The sequence below is a fragment of the Verrucosispora sp. FIM060022 genome (assembly GCF_003977705.1).
Taxonomy (GTDB): Bacteria; Actinomycetota; Actinomycetes; order Mycobacteriales; family Micromonosporaceae; genus Micromonospora; species Micromonospora gifhornensis.
Map to the genome: position 1 here is coordinate 377427 of NZ_RQIV01000005.1, position 14857 is coordinate 392283.

The window sequence follows — 14857 nt, forward strand, 5'->3', positions numbered from 1 at the left end:
GATCGAGGAGCGACAGATGCCCCACTGGACGTACGACGACATTCCGGACCAGCGGGGGCGCACGGCTATCGTCACCGGGGCCAACAGCGGGCTCGGCGTGGAGACGGCACGAGCGCTGGCCGGCAAGGGTGCGCGAGTGGTGCTCGCCTGCCGGGATCGCGGCCGGGGTGAGGCCGCGGCCGAGGTGATCCGCGCCCGGCACCCGCGCAGCGAGGTGCACTGCCGTCCGCTGGACCTGGCCGACCTCGATTCGGTGACCGCGTTCGCCACCGCCTACCGGGCCGAGCACGATCGACTCGACCTGCTGGTCAACAACGCCGGGGTGCTGTATCCGCCGTTGCGGCGTACCCGGCAGGGCTTCGAGCTGCAGTTCGGCACCAACTACCTCGGCCATTTCGCGCTCACCGGCCGGCTGCTGCCGCTGCTGCTCGCCACCGAGCAGGCCCGGATCGTCAACGTGGCAAGCAACGCGCACCGTACCGGGCGGATCGACCTCGACGACCTGAACTGGCAACGGCGGCGCTACGCCCGGTTCGCCGCCTACGGTCAGAGCAAGCTGGCGATGCTGCTGTTCACCCTGGAGCTGCATCGGCGGCTGACCGGGGCCGGAACGTCGTTGCGGGTCACCGCCGCCCATCCTGGGTGGACGTACACCGGGCCGAGTCAGGGTCGCGACCGTCTGGTCACGATCGTCAACGGCATCGGCCGGTACCTGGCGATGCCGCTTTCCGAGGGGGCGCTGCCGATCCTGCGCGCCGCCACCGACCCGGACGCCGAGGGCGGCAGCTACTGGGGCCCGGCGCACCGGGCGGAGAACGTCGGCCCGCCGGTGCCCGCGACCCGCAGCGCCCGCGCCGTCGACGTCGAGGTGGCACAGCAGCTGTGGGCGCAGAGCGAACGCCTGACCGGCGTCCCGATCGACCTGCCGCCGGTCGACGCCACGACATCCTGAGCGGTACGCCCGCCTGAGTCAGGTCGTCGGGGAGGCGTGCCCGCGCGGACCGGGCGTGCCGGTGCCCCGGCCGTCGACGGCCGGGGCACCGATCTGGTCGAGGGGTCAGCTGCAGGCTGCCCCGTTCAGGGTGAAGCGGTCAGGCGGCGTGTTGGTGCCGGTGTGGGTGGCCTGGAAACCGAAGGTGATGCTCTGGTTGGCCCCGATGGTGGCGTTGTAGCCGACGTTGCGGGCGGTCACCTGGTTGCCGCTCTGGGTGATCGTGGCGTTCCACGCGTTCGTCACCTGCTGGCTGTTGGCCCAGGTCCACTGCACCGTCCAGCCGTTGACCGCAACCGGGCTGGTGTTGGTGACGGTGAGGTTGGCGACCAGGCCGTTGTTCCAGGTGTCGGCCGTCCACTGCACCCGGCAGGAGGTGGCACCCGGCGGCGGGGTCGTCGGCGGCGGAGTGGTGGGCGGCGGCGTGGTCGGCGGGGGAGTGGTGGGCGGCGGAGTCGTCGGCGGCGGGGTGGTGGGCGGCGGAGTGGTGCTGGTCAGACCGAAGAAGTCGATGGCGGCCCGGGCCATGCCGGTCGACGGCAGGCTGTGCCCGGCACCCTGGATGGCGTACGCCTCCACCCGCACCGTGCCGGTGGAGTCGGCGAACTGACGCCGGTTCCAGCTCGCCTGTGGGGTGTCCGTGCGGGTCGGGTTCTGGCTCAGCCCGGCCACGTTGGTCCACTGCTCCACCGACTCCTGCAGGAGCTGGAAGGGAATCAGGTTGTCGTTGGTGCCGTGCCACAGCTGCACCCGCGGGCGAGCACCGGTGTAGCCGGGGTACGCCTGCCGGACCGCGTCACCCCACTGCTGCGGGGTCCGGTCCATCCGACCGTTGACGCACTGGCTGTTGGTGGGCGGGAAGTCCGCGGCGTTGGCGAAGCAGTTGAACGGCACGCCCATGAACGCCGCGCCGGCCTTGTAGACGTCCGGGTAGAGCGCCATCAGGGCCTGGGTCATCATGCCGCCCGACGAGCTGCCGGTGGCGTACACCCGCTGCGGGTCGCCGCCGTACTGGCGCTGGGCGTAGCTGACCATCGACATGATCGACACGGGGTCACTGCCACCGTTGCGCACCTTCGAGGCGGCGGACCACACGTCGAAGCAGTTGCCGAAGCCGGCCTGCTGGGTGGCGGTGGGGTAGATGACCACGAAGCCGTACTGGTCGGCGAGGCGGCCGAACTCACTGCCGGAGTAGAACCCGGGGCCGTTGCCGCCGCAGCCGTGCATGGCGACCACGACGGCGGGATTGGCGGGCCGGACGTCCGGCACGTAGATGTGCATCCGCATGTTGCCCGGGTTGGTGCCGAAGTTGGTCACCTCGACCAGGGACGCGGCGGAGGCCGGTGACGGGGCGAAGAGCACGCCCGTCACGGCGAGAAGGGACGCGGCAGCCAGGGATCCCAGCGCCGCTACGGTTCGTTTCACGTCCACCTCCATGGACTACGACAGCGCGCCGGACCGGGCCACGGCAGAAAGGCGTGGACCGAGGACGAGGACCGGCGTCGCGATGCGCGAGGTGCTGCCCTACGGAACCTGGTGTCCGTCCACCTCGCCGTGCCAACGGTGCAATTCGTGCCAATCCGCTGCTCGCGTGTAGCCAAAGTATGGGCGTGCACCATGGGTCGGAGCAAGATGCTTGTGAATATCGATAATTCCGGTCATCCATGATCGCAGTTCTCCACGGTCGGTTTCCGGCCGGTCGACCGCCGTGTACCGGCGGGGTCGAGCAGGGGCGCGAGGTCTGCGATGATCTGCCGGTGACGGGGGTGGATGAGCCAGTAGCGACCGCGCGACCGGCCGGCTCAGAGCAGACGGGCACGGGCTCGGGCGGTCTGGGTGGCCGGTACTGGCGGTTGTGGTCGGCGTCGGCGGTGTCCAACCTCGCCGACGGGATCGTCAAGATCGCCCTGCCGCTGACCGCCGTCGGCTACACGACCTCGCCGGTGCTCGTCGCCGGGGTGGCCGCCGCGTTCAGCCTGCCCTGGCTGCTGTTCGCGTTGCCGGCCGGCGCGCTCGTCGACCGGCTCGACCGGCGACAGGTGATGCTGGCCGCCAACAGCCTCCGGGCGGCCCTGCTCGGCACGCTGGCCCTGGCCGTGGCCCTCGACGCCGGCTCGATCTGGCTGCTCTACCTGGTGGCCTTCGGCGCGGGCACCGCCGAGACCCTGTACGACACCTCGGCCCAGTCGATCCTGCCGCAACTCGTCCCGCGCGCGGCGCTGCCCCGCGCCAACGGACAGCTGTACGCCGTCGAACTGGCCGCCAACCAGTTCGTCGGCCCGCCGCTGGCCGGTTTCCTCGTCGCCGGCGGAGTCGCGTACGCGATGCTCGGGCCGGCCGGGCTCTGGGCGGCCGCCGTGGTGGCCCTGCTGCTGGTCGGCGGCCGGTTCCGGGTTGCGCGGCAGGGCACGAGCACGCTGCGCGCCGACATCGCCGAAGGCGTACGGTTCCTCTGGCGACACCGACTGCTGCGGACCCTGGCACTGATGGTCGGGGTCAGCAACCTCACCACCACGGCCACCTTCGCGGTGCTGGTGCTGTACGCGGTCGGGCCGAACTCGGCCATCGGGCTCAGCGAGCCGGGCTACGGCCTCCTGCTGACCACCCTCGCGGCGGGCATCGTGCTCGGGTCGCTCGTCGCCGCGAGGATCGAGCGGCTGCTCGGCCGCGCCCGCGCGCTCGGCGTCGCGATGGTCGCGATCGCGGTCGTCGTGGGCGTACCGGCGGTGAGTACCAACCCGTTCGTCCTCGGCGGAGTCTTCTTCGTCGGTGGGATCCTGCTCACCTCCTGGAGCGTCATCACGGTCTCGCTGCGCCAGCAGATCACCCCGGACCGCCTGCTCGGGCGGGTCAACAGCGGCTACCGGCTGCTGGCCTGGGGGAGCATGCCGCTGGGGGCGTTGGTCGGTGGCGGGCTCGCCGAGGTGTTCGGCCTCCAAGCGGTCTTCGTCATCATGGGCGTGCTGGCCCTGATCCTGCTGGTCGGCATGTTCTGGGTCACCGACGCCGCCATCGAGGCCGCCGAACGCGCTGCCGCCTGAGTTTCCGGTCGGGGCTTGCCGGTGCTCGATGATCCGGATAGAACCAGGGCGATAGATCCGATGTCTGGCCGGAGGGTGCACGGTGAAGCTACTGCGAGTGGGAGCGGTCGGGCAGGAGCGGCCCGCCGCACTGGACCGGGCCGGCCGACTGGTCGACCTGTCCGGCCTGGTGTCCGAGATCGACGCGGCGTTCCTCGGCGGGGACGGCATGGCCGAGGTCCGGGCGGCGGTGGACGGCGGCACGCTTCCCGAGGCCGATCCCACGGCCCGCATCGGCGCCCCGATCGCCCGACCGGGCAAGATCGTCTGCGTCGGGTTGAACTATTCCGATCATGCCGCCGAGACCGGCGCGAAGCCGCCCGCCGAGCCGGTCCTGTTCATGAAGGCGCCGAACACCGTGGTCGGGCCGAACGACCAGGTGCTCATCCCCCGGGGCAGCCGGAAGACCGACTGGGAGGTCGAGCTCGCCGTCGTCATCGGCCGTACCGCCCGCTATCTGGCGAGCCCGGCCGAGGCGTGGGACTGCGTCGCCGGGTACACGATCGCCAACGACGTCTCGGAACGCGAGTTCCAGCTGGAACGCGGCGGCCAGTGGGACAAGGGCAAGTCCTGCGAAACGTTCAACCCGCTCGGCCCGTGGCTGGTCACCGCCGACGAGGTGCCCGACCCGCAGCAGTTGGGCCTGCGGTGCAGCGTCAACGGCATCTTGCGCCAGGACGGCAACACCAAAAACATGATCTTCGGGGTGGCGGAGATCGTCCACTACGTCAGCCAGTTCATGGTGTTGGAGCCGGGCGACCTAATCAACACCGGCACCCCGGCCGGGGTGGCGCTCGGGATGCCCGAGCCGAAGCCGTACCTGCGCGGTGGCGACGTGATCGAGTTGGAGATCGACGGGCTCGGTCGGCAACGCCAGCCGGTCGGCACCGCGTGAGCGGGGAGTTCGCCGGGCTGGCGGCCGTGGTGACCGGCGGGGGATCGGGCATCGGCCTGGCGGTGGCCGAGCTGCTGGCCGCGCGCGGTGCCGCCGTGGCCTGCCTCGACCTCGACCCGTCGCAGGTGCCCGCGCCGCTGCACGCCATCGCGTGCGACGTCGGGGACGCCGACTCGGTGAACGCGGCGGTGCGTGCTGCCGTGGACCGGCTCGGCGGGCTGGACATCCTGGTCAACAACGCCGGTGCCGGCGCGCAGGGCACCATCGAGGCCCAGTCGGACGACGAGTGGCACCGGGTGTACGACGTCAACGTCGTCGGCATCGTCCGGGTCACCCGGGCCGCCCTGCCGTACCTGCGGGTCTCCGCGTCCGCCGCCGTCGTCAACACCTGCTCGATCGCGGCGACCGCCGGCCTGCCCGGCCGGGCCCTCTACAGCGCCACGAAGGGCGCGGTGCAGGCGTTGACCCTCGCCATGGCCGCCGACCACGTCGGTGAGGGCATCCGGGTCAACTGCGTCAACCCCGGCACCGTCGACACCCCGTGGGTACGCCGCCTGGTCGACGCCGCCGACGACCCCACCGCCGAGTACGCGGCCCTGCGCGCCCGCCAGCCCATCGGACGGCTGGTCACCCCCGCCGAGGTCGCGGCGGCGGTCGCCTACCTGGCCAGCCCACTGGCCGCCGCCACCACCGGAACCGTGCTCGCCGTCGACGGCGGGATGCACGGGCTGCGCCTGCGCCCACCGACAACCACCACCCCCACCGCAGAATCGAGGCAGCAATGAGACGGCTCGGCAACTCGACGGTGACCGTCAGTCCGCTCGGCTTCGGCGCGGCCGGGATCGGCAACCTGTACCGGACCGTCGACGAGCAGACGGCGCACACCGCCCTCGACGCGGCGTGGGAGGCGGGCATCCGCTACTTCGACACCGCCCCGCACTACGGCCTCGGCCTGTCCGAACGCCGGCTCGGGGCCGCACTGGCCGACCGGCCCCGCGCCGAGTACACCGTGTCCACCAAGGTCGGAAGGCTGCTGGTGCCCTCGCCGCAGACCGCGCACCTGCGCGACGAGGAAGGCGGCTTCGACGTGCCGGCCGACCACGTCCGCGAGTGGGACTTCAGCGCCGACGGGGTCCGCAGGTCGCTGGAGTCCAGCCTCGACCGGCTGGGACTCGACCGCATCGACGTGGTGCTGCTGCACGACCCCGACGACCACTGGCAGCAGGCGGTCGAGCAGGCGTATCCGGCGCTGCACGACCTACGGGCGCAGGGCGTGGTGGGTGCCATCGGCGTCGGCATGAACCAGTGGCAGATGCTGCACCGGTTCGTGGTGGAGACCGACATCGACACCGTGATGCTCGCCGGCCGGTACACGCTGCTCGACCAGTCGGCGCAGGAACGCCTGCTGCCCGCCTGCCAGGAACGTGGGGTGTCGGTGCTCGCCGCCGGGGTCTTCAACAGCGGTGTGCTGGCCACCGAGGAACCAGGCCGGATGTACGACTACCGTCCGGTCCCGCAGCCGGTGTACGACCGGGCGGTCCGCATCGCCGCCACGTGCCGGCGACACGGGGTGACCCTGCCGCAGGCGGCGATGGCCTTCGTGGCCCGGCACCCGGCGGTGGCGACCGTGGTCGTCGGGGTCAAGAGCGTCGAGCAGGTGATGCGTAACGCCGAACTGCTCGCCGAGCCGGTGCCCGACGCGCTCTGGGACGACCTGGCGGCCGAGGGCCTGCTGACGTCCTGAGGTGCTCAGCGTGCCGGCTCGACAAGCACGTCCCGGCCGTCGCAACGGACCACGACCGGGTCGCAGTGGGGTGCGCGGTCGGCGGTGATCGTGAAGTCGGTGACCCGGCCGGCCCGCCAGACACAGTCGACCCGGTAGCCGCCTCGGGCCCGCAGCCCCGCGAAGCTGCCGTCGGTCCAGTGTGGTGGCAGGGCCGGCAGCAGGTGGATGGTGCCGTCGTGGCTCTGCAGCAGCATCTCGGCGATCGCCGCGGTGATGCCGAAGTTGCCGTCGGTTTGCATAGGCGGGTGGGTGCACAGCAGGTTGTCCAGGGTGTTGTGCCGCAGCAGCCCGTGGAGCATGGTCCACGCCTGCGGTGCCTGGCCCAGCCGGGCGAAGATCGCCGCCCGCCAGGGCCAGGTCCACGACCGGCGGCTGTCGCCGGTGACAGTGGTGTCACTGACCGGGCCGCCGTCGTGCCGACCGCAGCGGGCCGTCAACGACACCAGGGCGGCGGCCGCGAGTGCCGGTGACCCGGCCGGGGTGATCTGGCGGCCCGGGTAGACGGCGAACAGGTGCGAGGTGTGGCGGTGCCGGTCGTCCGGGTCGTCGCGGTCGGCTCGCCACTCCTGGAGCTGACCCCACCTGCCGATCCGGTCCGGTGCGAGCCGCGATCGCAGGTCGGTGACGGTGGCCTGGTAATCGTGGTCGACGTCGAGGGCGGCGGCACAATCGAGGTAGTTCTGGAACAGGTCCCGGATGATCTGGTGGTCGTACGGCACGCCGTCCTCACGTGGGCCGTGCTCCGGTGACCAGCCCTGCGGCGCGACGAGGCGGCCGGTGCCGTCGTCGACCAGCCGGTCGGTCCAGAACTCGCAGATCTCCTTGATCATCGGGTAGGCGGTGTCCCGCAGGTAGCCGACGTCCTGACCGAAGGCCCAGTGTTCGTAGAGGTGCTGGGCGTACCAGGCGCTGGCGACGGTGTTCCACTGCCACGCGTTGCCGCCGAAGATGCTCTGGCTGGTGCGGGCCGTCCACCCTCGGGTGTGCGCGCCGAAGGCGTGGCGGGTGGCGACCCGGCTCGGCACCGCCACCTGCCGGACGAACTCGACAAGCGCCCGGTGGCTGTCGTCCAGGTCGGTGGTCTCGGCGCACCAGTAGTTCATCTGGACGTTGATGTTGGTGTGGTAGTCCGCCGCCCAGGGCGGCTGGTTGCTGTCGTTCCACAGCCCTTGCAGGTTGGCGGGCAGGCCACCGGGCCGCGAGGAGCTGTGCAGCAGGTACCGGCCGAGCACGAACATGGTCTGTTCCAGTTCGGGGTCGACGCCGCCCGCGCGGTAGCGGGCCAGCCGCTCGTCCGTCGGCAACGCCACGACCTCGTCGGCGCTGGCACCCCAGCTCACCCGTACCCGGTCGGCCACCGCCCTGCTGCGCGCCCGATGTGCCGCTCGTAGCGAGGCGTAGGGCTGCCCGGCCGTCGCGTCGAGCGCCGCGCGCACCGCCGGCTCCGGGTCCGCGCCCCGCCACCGCGCGGCGGCGTCGAGCCGGTAGTCGGTACGCGCGTCCAGCAGCAGCGTCAGCCGGGTCGCCGACCGTACCTGCAACCGATGGCCGTCGGCTCTGACCTGCCCGTCGGTGGCCGCCACCCGGACGGCTGCGGCGTACCGCAGCCCGTTTCCCAGCGTGCCGCGGAAGGCGATGGTCCCGGCGTCGGCGGTCGCGGTCGCGTCCTGCGCGCTGGTCAGGGTGATGTCGCAGTCGAGCGCGTCGGCCCGCTCGGCCGCGTAGTGCAGGACGAGCAGGTCGGCGCTACGACTGGCGAACGCCTCCCGCCGCACACGTCGACCGGGCGCACCGAAGCGGGTGGTGTGGATGCCGGATTCCAGGTCCAGCGCCCGGCGGTAGTCGACGTCCGGCTGCTGGTGGGCGTGGAAGCGCAGGTGCAGGTCGCCGAAGGCCAGGTAGCAGCCGAACCCGGTCATGCTCGGGTCGAACACGTCGTCGGGCTGCCCGGCCAGGGCGTTGTCGTAGTCGTCGACCCCGCCCCACAGGCTCTGTTCGTTGAACTGGATGCGTTCGTGGTCGGGCTGGCCGAAGAGCATGGCACCGAGGCGGCCGTTGCCGATCGGCAGGGCCTGGGACTGCCAGTCCACGGCGGGCCGCCGAAACCAGAGCAGGTGCCGGCCGGTCGGGGTGGCGGCGGGTTGATCGGTGGCTATTGTCGCGACAGTACCGGCTGATGTCCGCGGCCGACAAGACGTACCGGTGTTTCCGGTTTGACGGGTCTGATCTGCCGCACTAGGGTCGTACACATGATCATCGCTTTCATGCGCCTGCGTTCCGCCTGAGGCGGCGCGCGTCGCACCGGTCGTTGACCGGTGCCTCGTCGGCCCGATGACGCCCTCACCCCGGTGAGTGGCCCGGTCCGCGTCGCCTCGACCCTCGGATGACACACGTCTCTCCGACTCGACGGGACCTATCTCGAATGCGTAAACCAGCTCATATCGCCATGGTCGGCTGCACCGCGCCGAGCCACATCTACCCCTCGTTGGCGCTGATCCGCGAACTGGTCGACCGGGGACACCGGGTGACCTACGTGGTCGGCGAACCGCTCACCGGCCTGGTCGCGCCGACCGGCGCCGAGCCCATCGCCCACCCGACGATCCTGCCGCAGGGCGACACGCCGTGGCCGGAGGACCCGGCCACGGCGATGCGGGTCTTCCTCGACGAGGGCATCGCGGTGCTGCCGCAGGTGACCGCACGCTACGACGCGGACCGGCCGGACCTCGTGCTCTACGACATCGGCGGCCTGCCGGGCCCGTTGCTGGGTGAGCGGTACGGTGTGCCGGCGGTGCAACTGTCACCGACGATGGTCGCCTGGACCGGCTACGAGCAGGACATGGCCGAGTTCTTCACCGCGCTGACCTCCTCGGCGTCCGGGCGGGACTACTACGCCACCTTCGACGCCTGGCTGGCCGACCACGGCATCCACCAGGACTCGCGCACCTTCGTCACCTTTCCCCAGCGGGTGCTGTCGCTGATCCCACGGGTGATGCAACCGAACGCCGACCGGGTGCCGGAGACGGTTCGCTTCGTCGGCCCGTGCCTGGACCCGGCCCGGCTCACCGAGCCGGGGTGGACGCCGCCCACCGACGGGCGGCCGGTCCTGCTGGTTTCCTTCGGTACGGCCTACAACGACCAGCTGCCGGTGTACCGGGCCTGCCTGGAAGGGTTCGCCGACTCGCCGTGGCACGTGGTCATCGCCATCGGCGACAAGGTCGACCCGGCGGACCTGGGACCGCTGCCCGGCAACGTCGAGGTGCATCGCCGGGTGCCGCAGCTGGTGGTGCTGGCCCACGCCTCGGCCTTCGTCACCCACGCCGGCATGGGCGGCTGCACCGAGGCGCTCTGGTTCGGGGTGCCCACGGTCGCGATCCCGCAGGCGGTCGACCAGTTCGCCAATGCGCAACAGTTGGCCGACGCCGGCCTCGGCCGGCTGCTGCCCGCCGAGGAGGTCACCGCCGAGACGCTGCGCGCGGCCGTCGACGCGGTCGCCGACGACACGGCGCTGCGCGGCCGCCTGACCGAGGCCCAGGCCGAGGTACGGGCCGACGGCGGCACCGCCAAGGCAGCGCACGCGGTGGAGAGTTACCTCACCGAACGCTGACCCGACCTGCCCTGCATGATGTCGGCCCGCCGCCCGAGGGGTTCTCGGCGGCGGGCCGGCTGGCATGAGGCCGGAGGGCTCCCGGCCGGGTGCCGATGATCAAGGCCGTGAGGTGCCGGAGTACGGTGGGGCGGGGCGCGTTCCGGACCCCGGAGACCGCCCCTGAGCAGGTACGGAGCGAACGAGAGCGGGGGCCGATGGCCGAGGTGGTGTTGCGGCCGATGACGGCCGCCGACGCCGACCGGGTGCTGACGATCTATCAGGCCGGGCTGGACGGTGGACAGGCCAGCTTCGAGACCGTCGCCCCGACGTGGGCGGCCTTCGACGCCGGGCGGTTGCCGGCGCATCGCCTGGTGGCGGTCGACGAGGCGGGGACGGTGCTCGGTTGGGTCGCCGTGTCGCCCACCTCGACCCGGCCGGTGTACGCCGGTGTGGTGGAACACTCCGTCTACGTCGACCCGGCGGCACAGGGCCGGGGAGTGGCCCGCCTGCTGCTCGACGGCCTGATCGCCTCGACCGAGGCGGCGGGCATCTGGACCATCCAGTCCGCGGTATTCCCGGAGAACACCGCCAGCCTGACGTTGCACAGTCGGGCGGGATTCCGGGTGGTCGGCGTCCGCGAGCGGGTGGCCCGCCACCACGGCCGCTGGCGCGACGTCACGCTGCTGGAACGGCGCAGCCCGGTCGTCGACTGACCCGCGGTGATCGACTCCGTTTCGGCGTGATGGCGGCTTCGGGCGCACCCGGTCACCGCCATCGCGCCGAAACGCAGTGCCTCACCCGACGGACGTCAGGCCCGTGCGTCGTCGGGCCGCCAGGCCCAGGGCCACGTCGACGGCCAGGAAGCCGAGCAACGTCACACCGAACCACGGCAGCGCCCAGCCCAGCGCGGCGACCAGCGGCACGCCCGGCAGCAGCGCCCACCAGGGCAGTCCGCGCAGGGCACCCCGGGCAGGCGGGGCGCCGACAAGGGCCCGCCGGTCGACCCGGGTGGGGCGGCGTTGCCACCACATGCGGTAGCCCCAGACGATGACGCAGAGCAGACCGATCGCGAGGGCGGCCAGCAGGATCTGGTTGACCAGGCCGAACAGCACACCCATGTGCGCCTGGATGCCGAGCGCGCTGAGCTTGGCCAGCAGTGGCCAGTCGGCGTAGTCGCTGCGCGCGGTCACCGTACCGGCGTCGGGGTCCACTGCCACCCGGTCCCAGCCGACCGGCCAGGTGTTGTCGGTCTGGGCGACCACCCAGGCCTCGCCGGCCTCACCCGGGCTGATCTCGACCGGCCCGTCCAGCCCGGCGTCCCGGGCCACCGCGAGCACCCGGTCGAAGGTCGTCGGTTCGGCCGTCGGCGACGGTGCGCCGCCGTGGTGGTGTTCCCCGCCACCGTCAACGGGAGCGGCGGTGAGACTCGTGGACAGGGTCGGGCGGGCGGCGTCGAGCGCGGTCAGGCCGGCGGAGAAGTTGCCGCCGGCGAACCGGGACCAGGTCAGCCCGGTCGCCGAGAGGACAAGCAGGCCCACGGCGAGCCAGACGCCGAGAGTGGCGTGCCAGCCCCGGGTCCGGCGTACTCCGCGCCCGGTCGACAGGTCCGGCACCAGCAGGTGCCGTACCCGTCCCCGCCCGGTGGCGCGGCGACGCCACCACAGGATGATGCCGCCGAGCGCCAGCACCCACAGCCAACTCGCGGCGATCTCCGAGTAGTGCCGGCCGACGGCACCGAGGTGCAGGTTGCGGTGCAGGTCGTCCAGCCAGGTGGTGACCGGGGTGGAGCCGAACCAGGTGGTCAACTGCCCGGCCACCGTGCCGGTGTACGGGTCGACGTAGACGGTGTGCTGCTTGTCGCCCAACTCCGGCAAGGCGAACACCACAGCTGTCGTACGGTCTGCGGTGCCGGGTGACACGGCCACGAGGCTGCCGTCCGGGTGGGCCGCCCGCGCGGCGGTGATCTGCTCGGCCAGTGGTCGTGGCTGCTCGCCGCTGGTGGTCACGATCAGCTGGTCACCATGCAGCGCCCGGTCCAGTTGCGGCGTGACGGTGTACGCCAGGCCGGTCAACGCGGCGACCACCAGGAACGGGGCGACCAGAATGCCGGCGTAGAAGTGCAGCCGCACCAGCAGCGCCGCCAGCGGGGACGACCGCCGTTGCGGCCGACCCGACGGTGGCTCGACAGTGGACGGCTCGGGAGCGGAATCCGGCAGGCCGGAGACGTCGGTCAGAGACATGCACTTTTCCGATCGGAGTAGGAGCCTTCTGTAGCCTGGCCCGTGCCCTTCGGGTCAGTGATGCTGCGTCTCGCCCGGACGCCCGTCGCTACGGGTACCTAGTCGGACAGCAGACGACTCCGGTTCCCGCCATCTGCGGGTGCTGTTAAGAAGGGCACCTTCCTCTACCCGAGGCGTTAATAAGGTGCCCTTCCTTCAGACGGTCGGCAGGCCGACGTAGTTCTCGGCGAGGCTTGTGGCGTACGCGGGGGAGGTGGTCAGGTAGCGCAGCGCCGACGACTGGAGCTTCGCCTCGTACGGGTCGTCGGCGTTGAGGCGGTGCAGCATCGAGGTCATCCACCAGGAGAACTGCTGCGCCCGCCAGACCCGACGCAGGGCGGTACGCGAGTAGTCGTCGAGCAGGTCGGTGCGACCGTCGGCGTACCAGGCGGCGAAGCCGTCACCGAGCAGCGCCACGTCGGCCAGGGCCAGGTTCATGCCCTTCGCGCCGGTGGGCGGCACGATGTGCACCGCGTCGCCGGCCAGGTACAGCCGCTGCCACTGCATCGGCTCGACCACGAAGCTGCGCAGCGGGGTGATCGCCTTCTCCAGGATCGGCCCTTCGTTGAGGCTCCAGCCCGGCACGGTCTCCAACCGGGTCCGCAGCTCGGCCCAGATCCGCTCGTCGGGCCAGTCGGCGATGTCCTCGTCCGCCGGGACCTGCAGGTAGAGCCGGGAGATCTCCGGCGAGCGCATGCTGTAGAGGGCGAAACCCCGTTCGTGGTGGGCGTAGATGAGTTCGTCGACCGCCGGTGCGGCGGCGGCCAGGACGCCCAGCCAGGCGAACGGGTAGGTGCGTTCGTAGGTGTGCAGCACCCCGTCGGGGACGGCCGAGCGGCTCACCCCGTGGAAGCCGTCGCAGCCGACCACGAAGTCGCAGTGCAGTTCCTCGTCGCGCCCCTCGTACCGGTAGTGGACCACCGGCGACGGCGATTCCAGGCCGGACAGCCGGGTCGCCTCGGCGGAGAACAGGATCGTGCCACCGGCGGCCAGCCGCGCGGCGATCAGGTCCTTGACCACCTCCTGCTGCCCGTACACGGTGATCGCCCGGCCGGTCAGTTCGGTCATCGCCACCCGGTGCGACTCGCCGTCGAAGCGCAGCTCGATGCCCTCGTGCCGCAGGCCCTCCCGGTCCAGCCGGTCGCCCAGGCCGGTGGCGCGCAGCAGGTCGACCGAGCCCTGTTCGAGCACGCCGGCGCGCACCCGGTGCTCCACGTAGTCGCGGCTGCGGCTCTCCAGCACCACCGACGAGATGCCCTGCCGATGCAGCAGGTGCGACAGCATGAGACCGGCCGGTCCCGCTCCGACGATGCCGACCTGGGTACGCATCCGTGCCTCCTTGCTCGTCGGCGACGTGGTCGCCGTCTCCACCGCCCTCAGCCTGCCCGCTACCGTCCCGGGCCGCCGCTGTCGGTTTCCACCCAGTGGAAGGCCAACCTGCGCCGGTCAGGCGGTGGCGCGCTGCGTCGCGTCCGGCTCGTCGGCGAGCCGGGCCGCCACCTGGTCGGCCGCCGCGCGCAGCGCCGGGACCAGCCGCTGCGGTGCGGCCCCCAGGCTGTGCCCGACGACGCCGATCGCGGCCAGCGCCGCGCCGTCGGGCCCCGGCACCACGACCGCGACCGAGCAGGAACCCAGGGTCATCTCCTCGTGGGTCCGCGCCCAGCCGCGTTCGCGGATCGCCGCCAGCTCGCGTGCCAGTCGACCCGGCTCGACGATCGTGTACGGGGTGCAGCGGCGCAACGGCCCCCGCAGGTGCGCGGCGATCACCTCCGGCGGGGCGTACGCCAGCAGCGCCTTGCCGACCCCGGTGGCGTGCAGCGGCAGGCGGCCCCCGGCGCGGGAGATGGTCGGCACCGCGCGGTGCCCGGTGACCTTCTCCACGTAGAGCGCCTCGTCGCCGTCGCGGACCGCCAGGTGCACGTTCTCCCGGACCGTGGTGTACAGCTCCTGCAGGTAGGGCAGCGCCACCTCGCGCAGTTGGCCGTGCAGCGGCGAGAGCAGCCCGATCTCCCACAGCCGTACCCCGATGCGGTAGGTGCCGTCGACGCCGCGCGCCAACGCCCGGCCGGTCACCAGTTCGGCGACCAGCCGGTGCGTGGTGGCCAACGGCAGGCCGCTGCGCCGGGCGATGTCGCTGAGCGTCAACGCCGGATGGGCCGCGTCGAACGCGCCGAGCACGGCCAGCACCCGCGAGGTCACCGACGCGCCGGGGGAGCGGCTGCCACCCGCCATCGCTGCCT

12 protein-coding genes are annotated in these 14857 nt (G+C 72.0%); 7 read left to right on the top strand and 5 right to left on the bottom strand.

Annotated features, from left to right (window positions below; genetic code table 11):
* Nucleotides 1-16: 16 nt before the first annotated feature.
* Nucleotides 17-952, top strand: a complete 936-nt coding sequence (locus tag EG812_RS16885) for an oxidoreductase (protein WP_013733687.1) — start codon at nucleotides 17-19, stop codon at nucleotides 950-952.
* 105 nt (nucleotides 953-1057) lie between these two features.
* Here EG812_RS16885 and EG812_RS16890 read toward each other — a convergent pair whose 3' ends face one another.
* Nucleotides 1058-2428, bottom strand: a complete 1371-nt coding sequence (locus EG812_RS16890) for an extracellular catalytic domain type 1 short-chain-length polyhydroxyalkanoate depolymerase (RefSeq protein WP_013733688.1) — start codon at nucleotides 2426-2428, stop codon at nucleotides 1058-1060.
* Between the two features lie 329 nt (nucleotides 2429-2757).
* Here EG812_RS16890 and EG812_RS16895 point away from each other — a divergent pair, with 329 nt between their 5' ends.
* The 4 genes from EG812_RS16895 to EG812_RS16910 all read left to right on the top strand — a co-directional run bounded on the left by EG812_RS16895 (nucleotide 2758) and on the right by EG812_RS16910 (nucleotide 6710).
* Nucleotides 2758-4032 carry an MFS transporter gene (locus tag EG812_RS16895; RefSeq protein ID WP_233579511.1) on the top strand — a complete coding sequence of 425 codons (1275 nt, stop codon included), beginning with the start codon at nucleotides 2758-2760 and terminating at the stop codon, nucleotides 4030-4032.
* A gap of 82 nt (nucleotides 4033-4114) precedes the next feature.
* The gene (locus tag EG812_RS16900; RefSeq protein ID WP_043720758.1) at nucleotides 4115-4966 is read left to right on the top strand and encodes a fumarylacetoacetate hydrolase family protein; all 852 of its coding nucleotides are present in this window, start codon (nucleotides 4115-4117) and stop codon (nucleotides 4964-4966) included.
* Entirely contained in the window at nucleotides 4963-5751 is a 789-nt protein-coding gene (locus EG812_RS16905) for an SDR family NAD(P)-dependent oxidoreductase (RefSeq protein ID WP_013733691.1), read from the top strand. Before EG812_RS16900 ends, EG812_RS16905 begins: the two co-directional genes overlap by 4 nt.
* Nucleotides 5748-6710: an aldo/keto reductase gene (locus tag EG812_RS16910; RefSeq protein WP_013733692.1), complete on the top strand. Its 963-nt coding sequence runs from the start codon at nucleotides 5748-5750 to the stop codon at nucleotides 6708-6710. Before EG812_RS16905 ends, EG812_RS16910 begins: the two co-directional genes overlap by 4 nt.
* Nucleotides 6711-6715: 5 nt before the next feature.
* Here the strand turns inward: EG812_RS16910 and EG812_RS16915 are convergent, their stop codons facing one another.
* Nucleotides 6716-9142, bottom strand: a complete 2427-nt coding sequence (locus EG812_RS16915) for a glycoside hydrolase family 95 protein (protein WP_332416552.1) — start codon at nucleotides 9140-9142, stop codon at nucleotides 6716-6718.
* Nucleotides 9143-9174: 32 nt separating this feature from the next.
* Between EG812_RS16915 and EG812_RS16920 the strand changes: the two genes are divergently transcribed.
* Entirely contained in the window at nucleotides 9175-10356 is a 1182-nt protein-coding gene (locus EG812_RS16920) for a macrolide family glycosyltransferase (RefSeq protein WP_043720761.1), read from the top strand.
* A gap of 197 nt (nucleotides 10357-10553) precedes the next feature.
* Nucleotides 10554-11051, top strand: coding sequence for a GNAT family N-acetyltransferase (locus EG812_RS16925; RefSeq protein WP_013733695.1), 498 nt, complete (start codon nucleotides 10554-10556; stop codon nucleotides 11049-11051).
* An 81-nt stretch (nucleotides 11052-11132) separates the two neighbouring features.
* Here the strand turns inward: EG812_RS16925 and EG812_RS16930 are convergent, their stop codons facing one another.
* The 3 genes from EG812_RS16930 to EG812_RS16940 form a co-directional block, all read right to left on the bottom strand.
* Nucleotides 11133-12578 (bottom strand): PepSY-associated TM helix domain-containing protein, encoded by a 1446-nt coding sequence (locus EG812_RS16930; RefSeq protein WP_126712095.1) that lies wholly within the window; start codon nucleotides 12576-12578, stop codon nucleotides 11133-11135.
* Nucleotides 12579-12773: 195 nt separating this feature from the next.
* Nucleotides 12774-13946, bottom strand: a complete 1173-nt coding sequence (locus EG812_RS16935) for a 4-hydroxybenzoate 3-monooxygenase (RefSeq protein WP_126712096.1) — start codon at nucleotides 13944-13946, stop codon at nucleotides 12774-12776.
* A 117-nt stretch (nucleotides 13947-14063) separates the two neighbouring features.
* The gene (locus tag EG812_RS16940) at nucleotides 14064-14849 is read right to left on the bottom strand and encodes an IclR family transcriptional regulator (protein ID WP_126712097.1); all 786 of its coding nucleotides are present in this window, start codon (nucleotides 14847-14849) and stop codon (nucleotides 14064-14066) included.
* Between the last annotated feature and the right edge of the window lie 8 nt (nucleotides 14850-14857).

Coding starts and splice junctions, on each gene's coding strand:
- EG812_RS16925 (WP_013733695.1), top strand. CDS start 10,554: ATGGCCGAGGTGGTGTTGCGGCCGATGACGGCCGCCGACGCCGACCGG.
- EG812_RS16920 (WP_043720761.1), top strand. CDS start 9,175: ATGCGTAAACCAGCTCATATCGCCATGGTCGGCTGCACCGCGCCGAGC.
- EG812_RS16935 (WP_126712096.1), bottom strand. CDS start 13,946: ATGCGTACCCAGGTCGGCATCGTCGGAGCGGGACCGGCCGGTCTCATG.
- EG812_RS16885 (WP_013733687.1), top strand. CDS start 17: ATGCCCCACTGGACGTACGACGACATTCCGGACCAGCGGGGGCGCACG.
- EG812_RS16910 (WP_013733692.1), top strand. CDS start 5,748: ATGAGACGGCTCGGCAACTCGACGGTGACCGTCAGTCCGCTCGGCTTC.
- EG812_RS16930 (WP_126712095.1), bottom strand. CDS start 12,578: ATGTCTCTGACCGACGTCTCCGGCCTGCCGGATTCCGCTCCCGAGCCG.
- EG812_RS16940 (WP_126712097.1), bottom strand. CDS start 14,849: ATGGCGGGTGGCAGCCGCTCCCCCGGCGCGTCGGTGACCTCGCGGGTG.
- EG812_RS16890 (WP_013733688.1), bottom strand. CDS start 2,428: ATGGAGGTGGACGTGAAACGAACCGTAGCGGCGCTGGGATCCCTGGCT.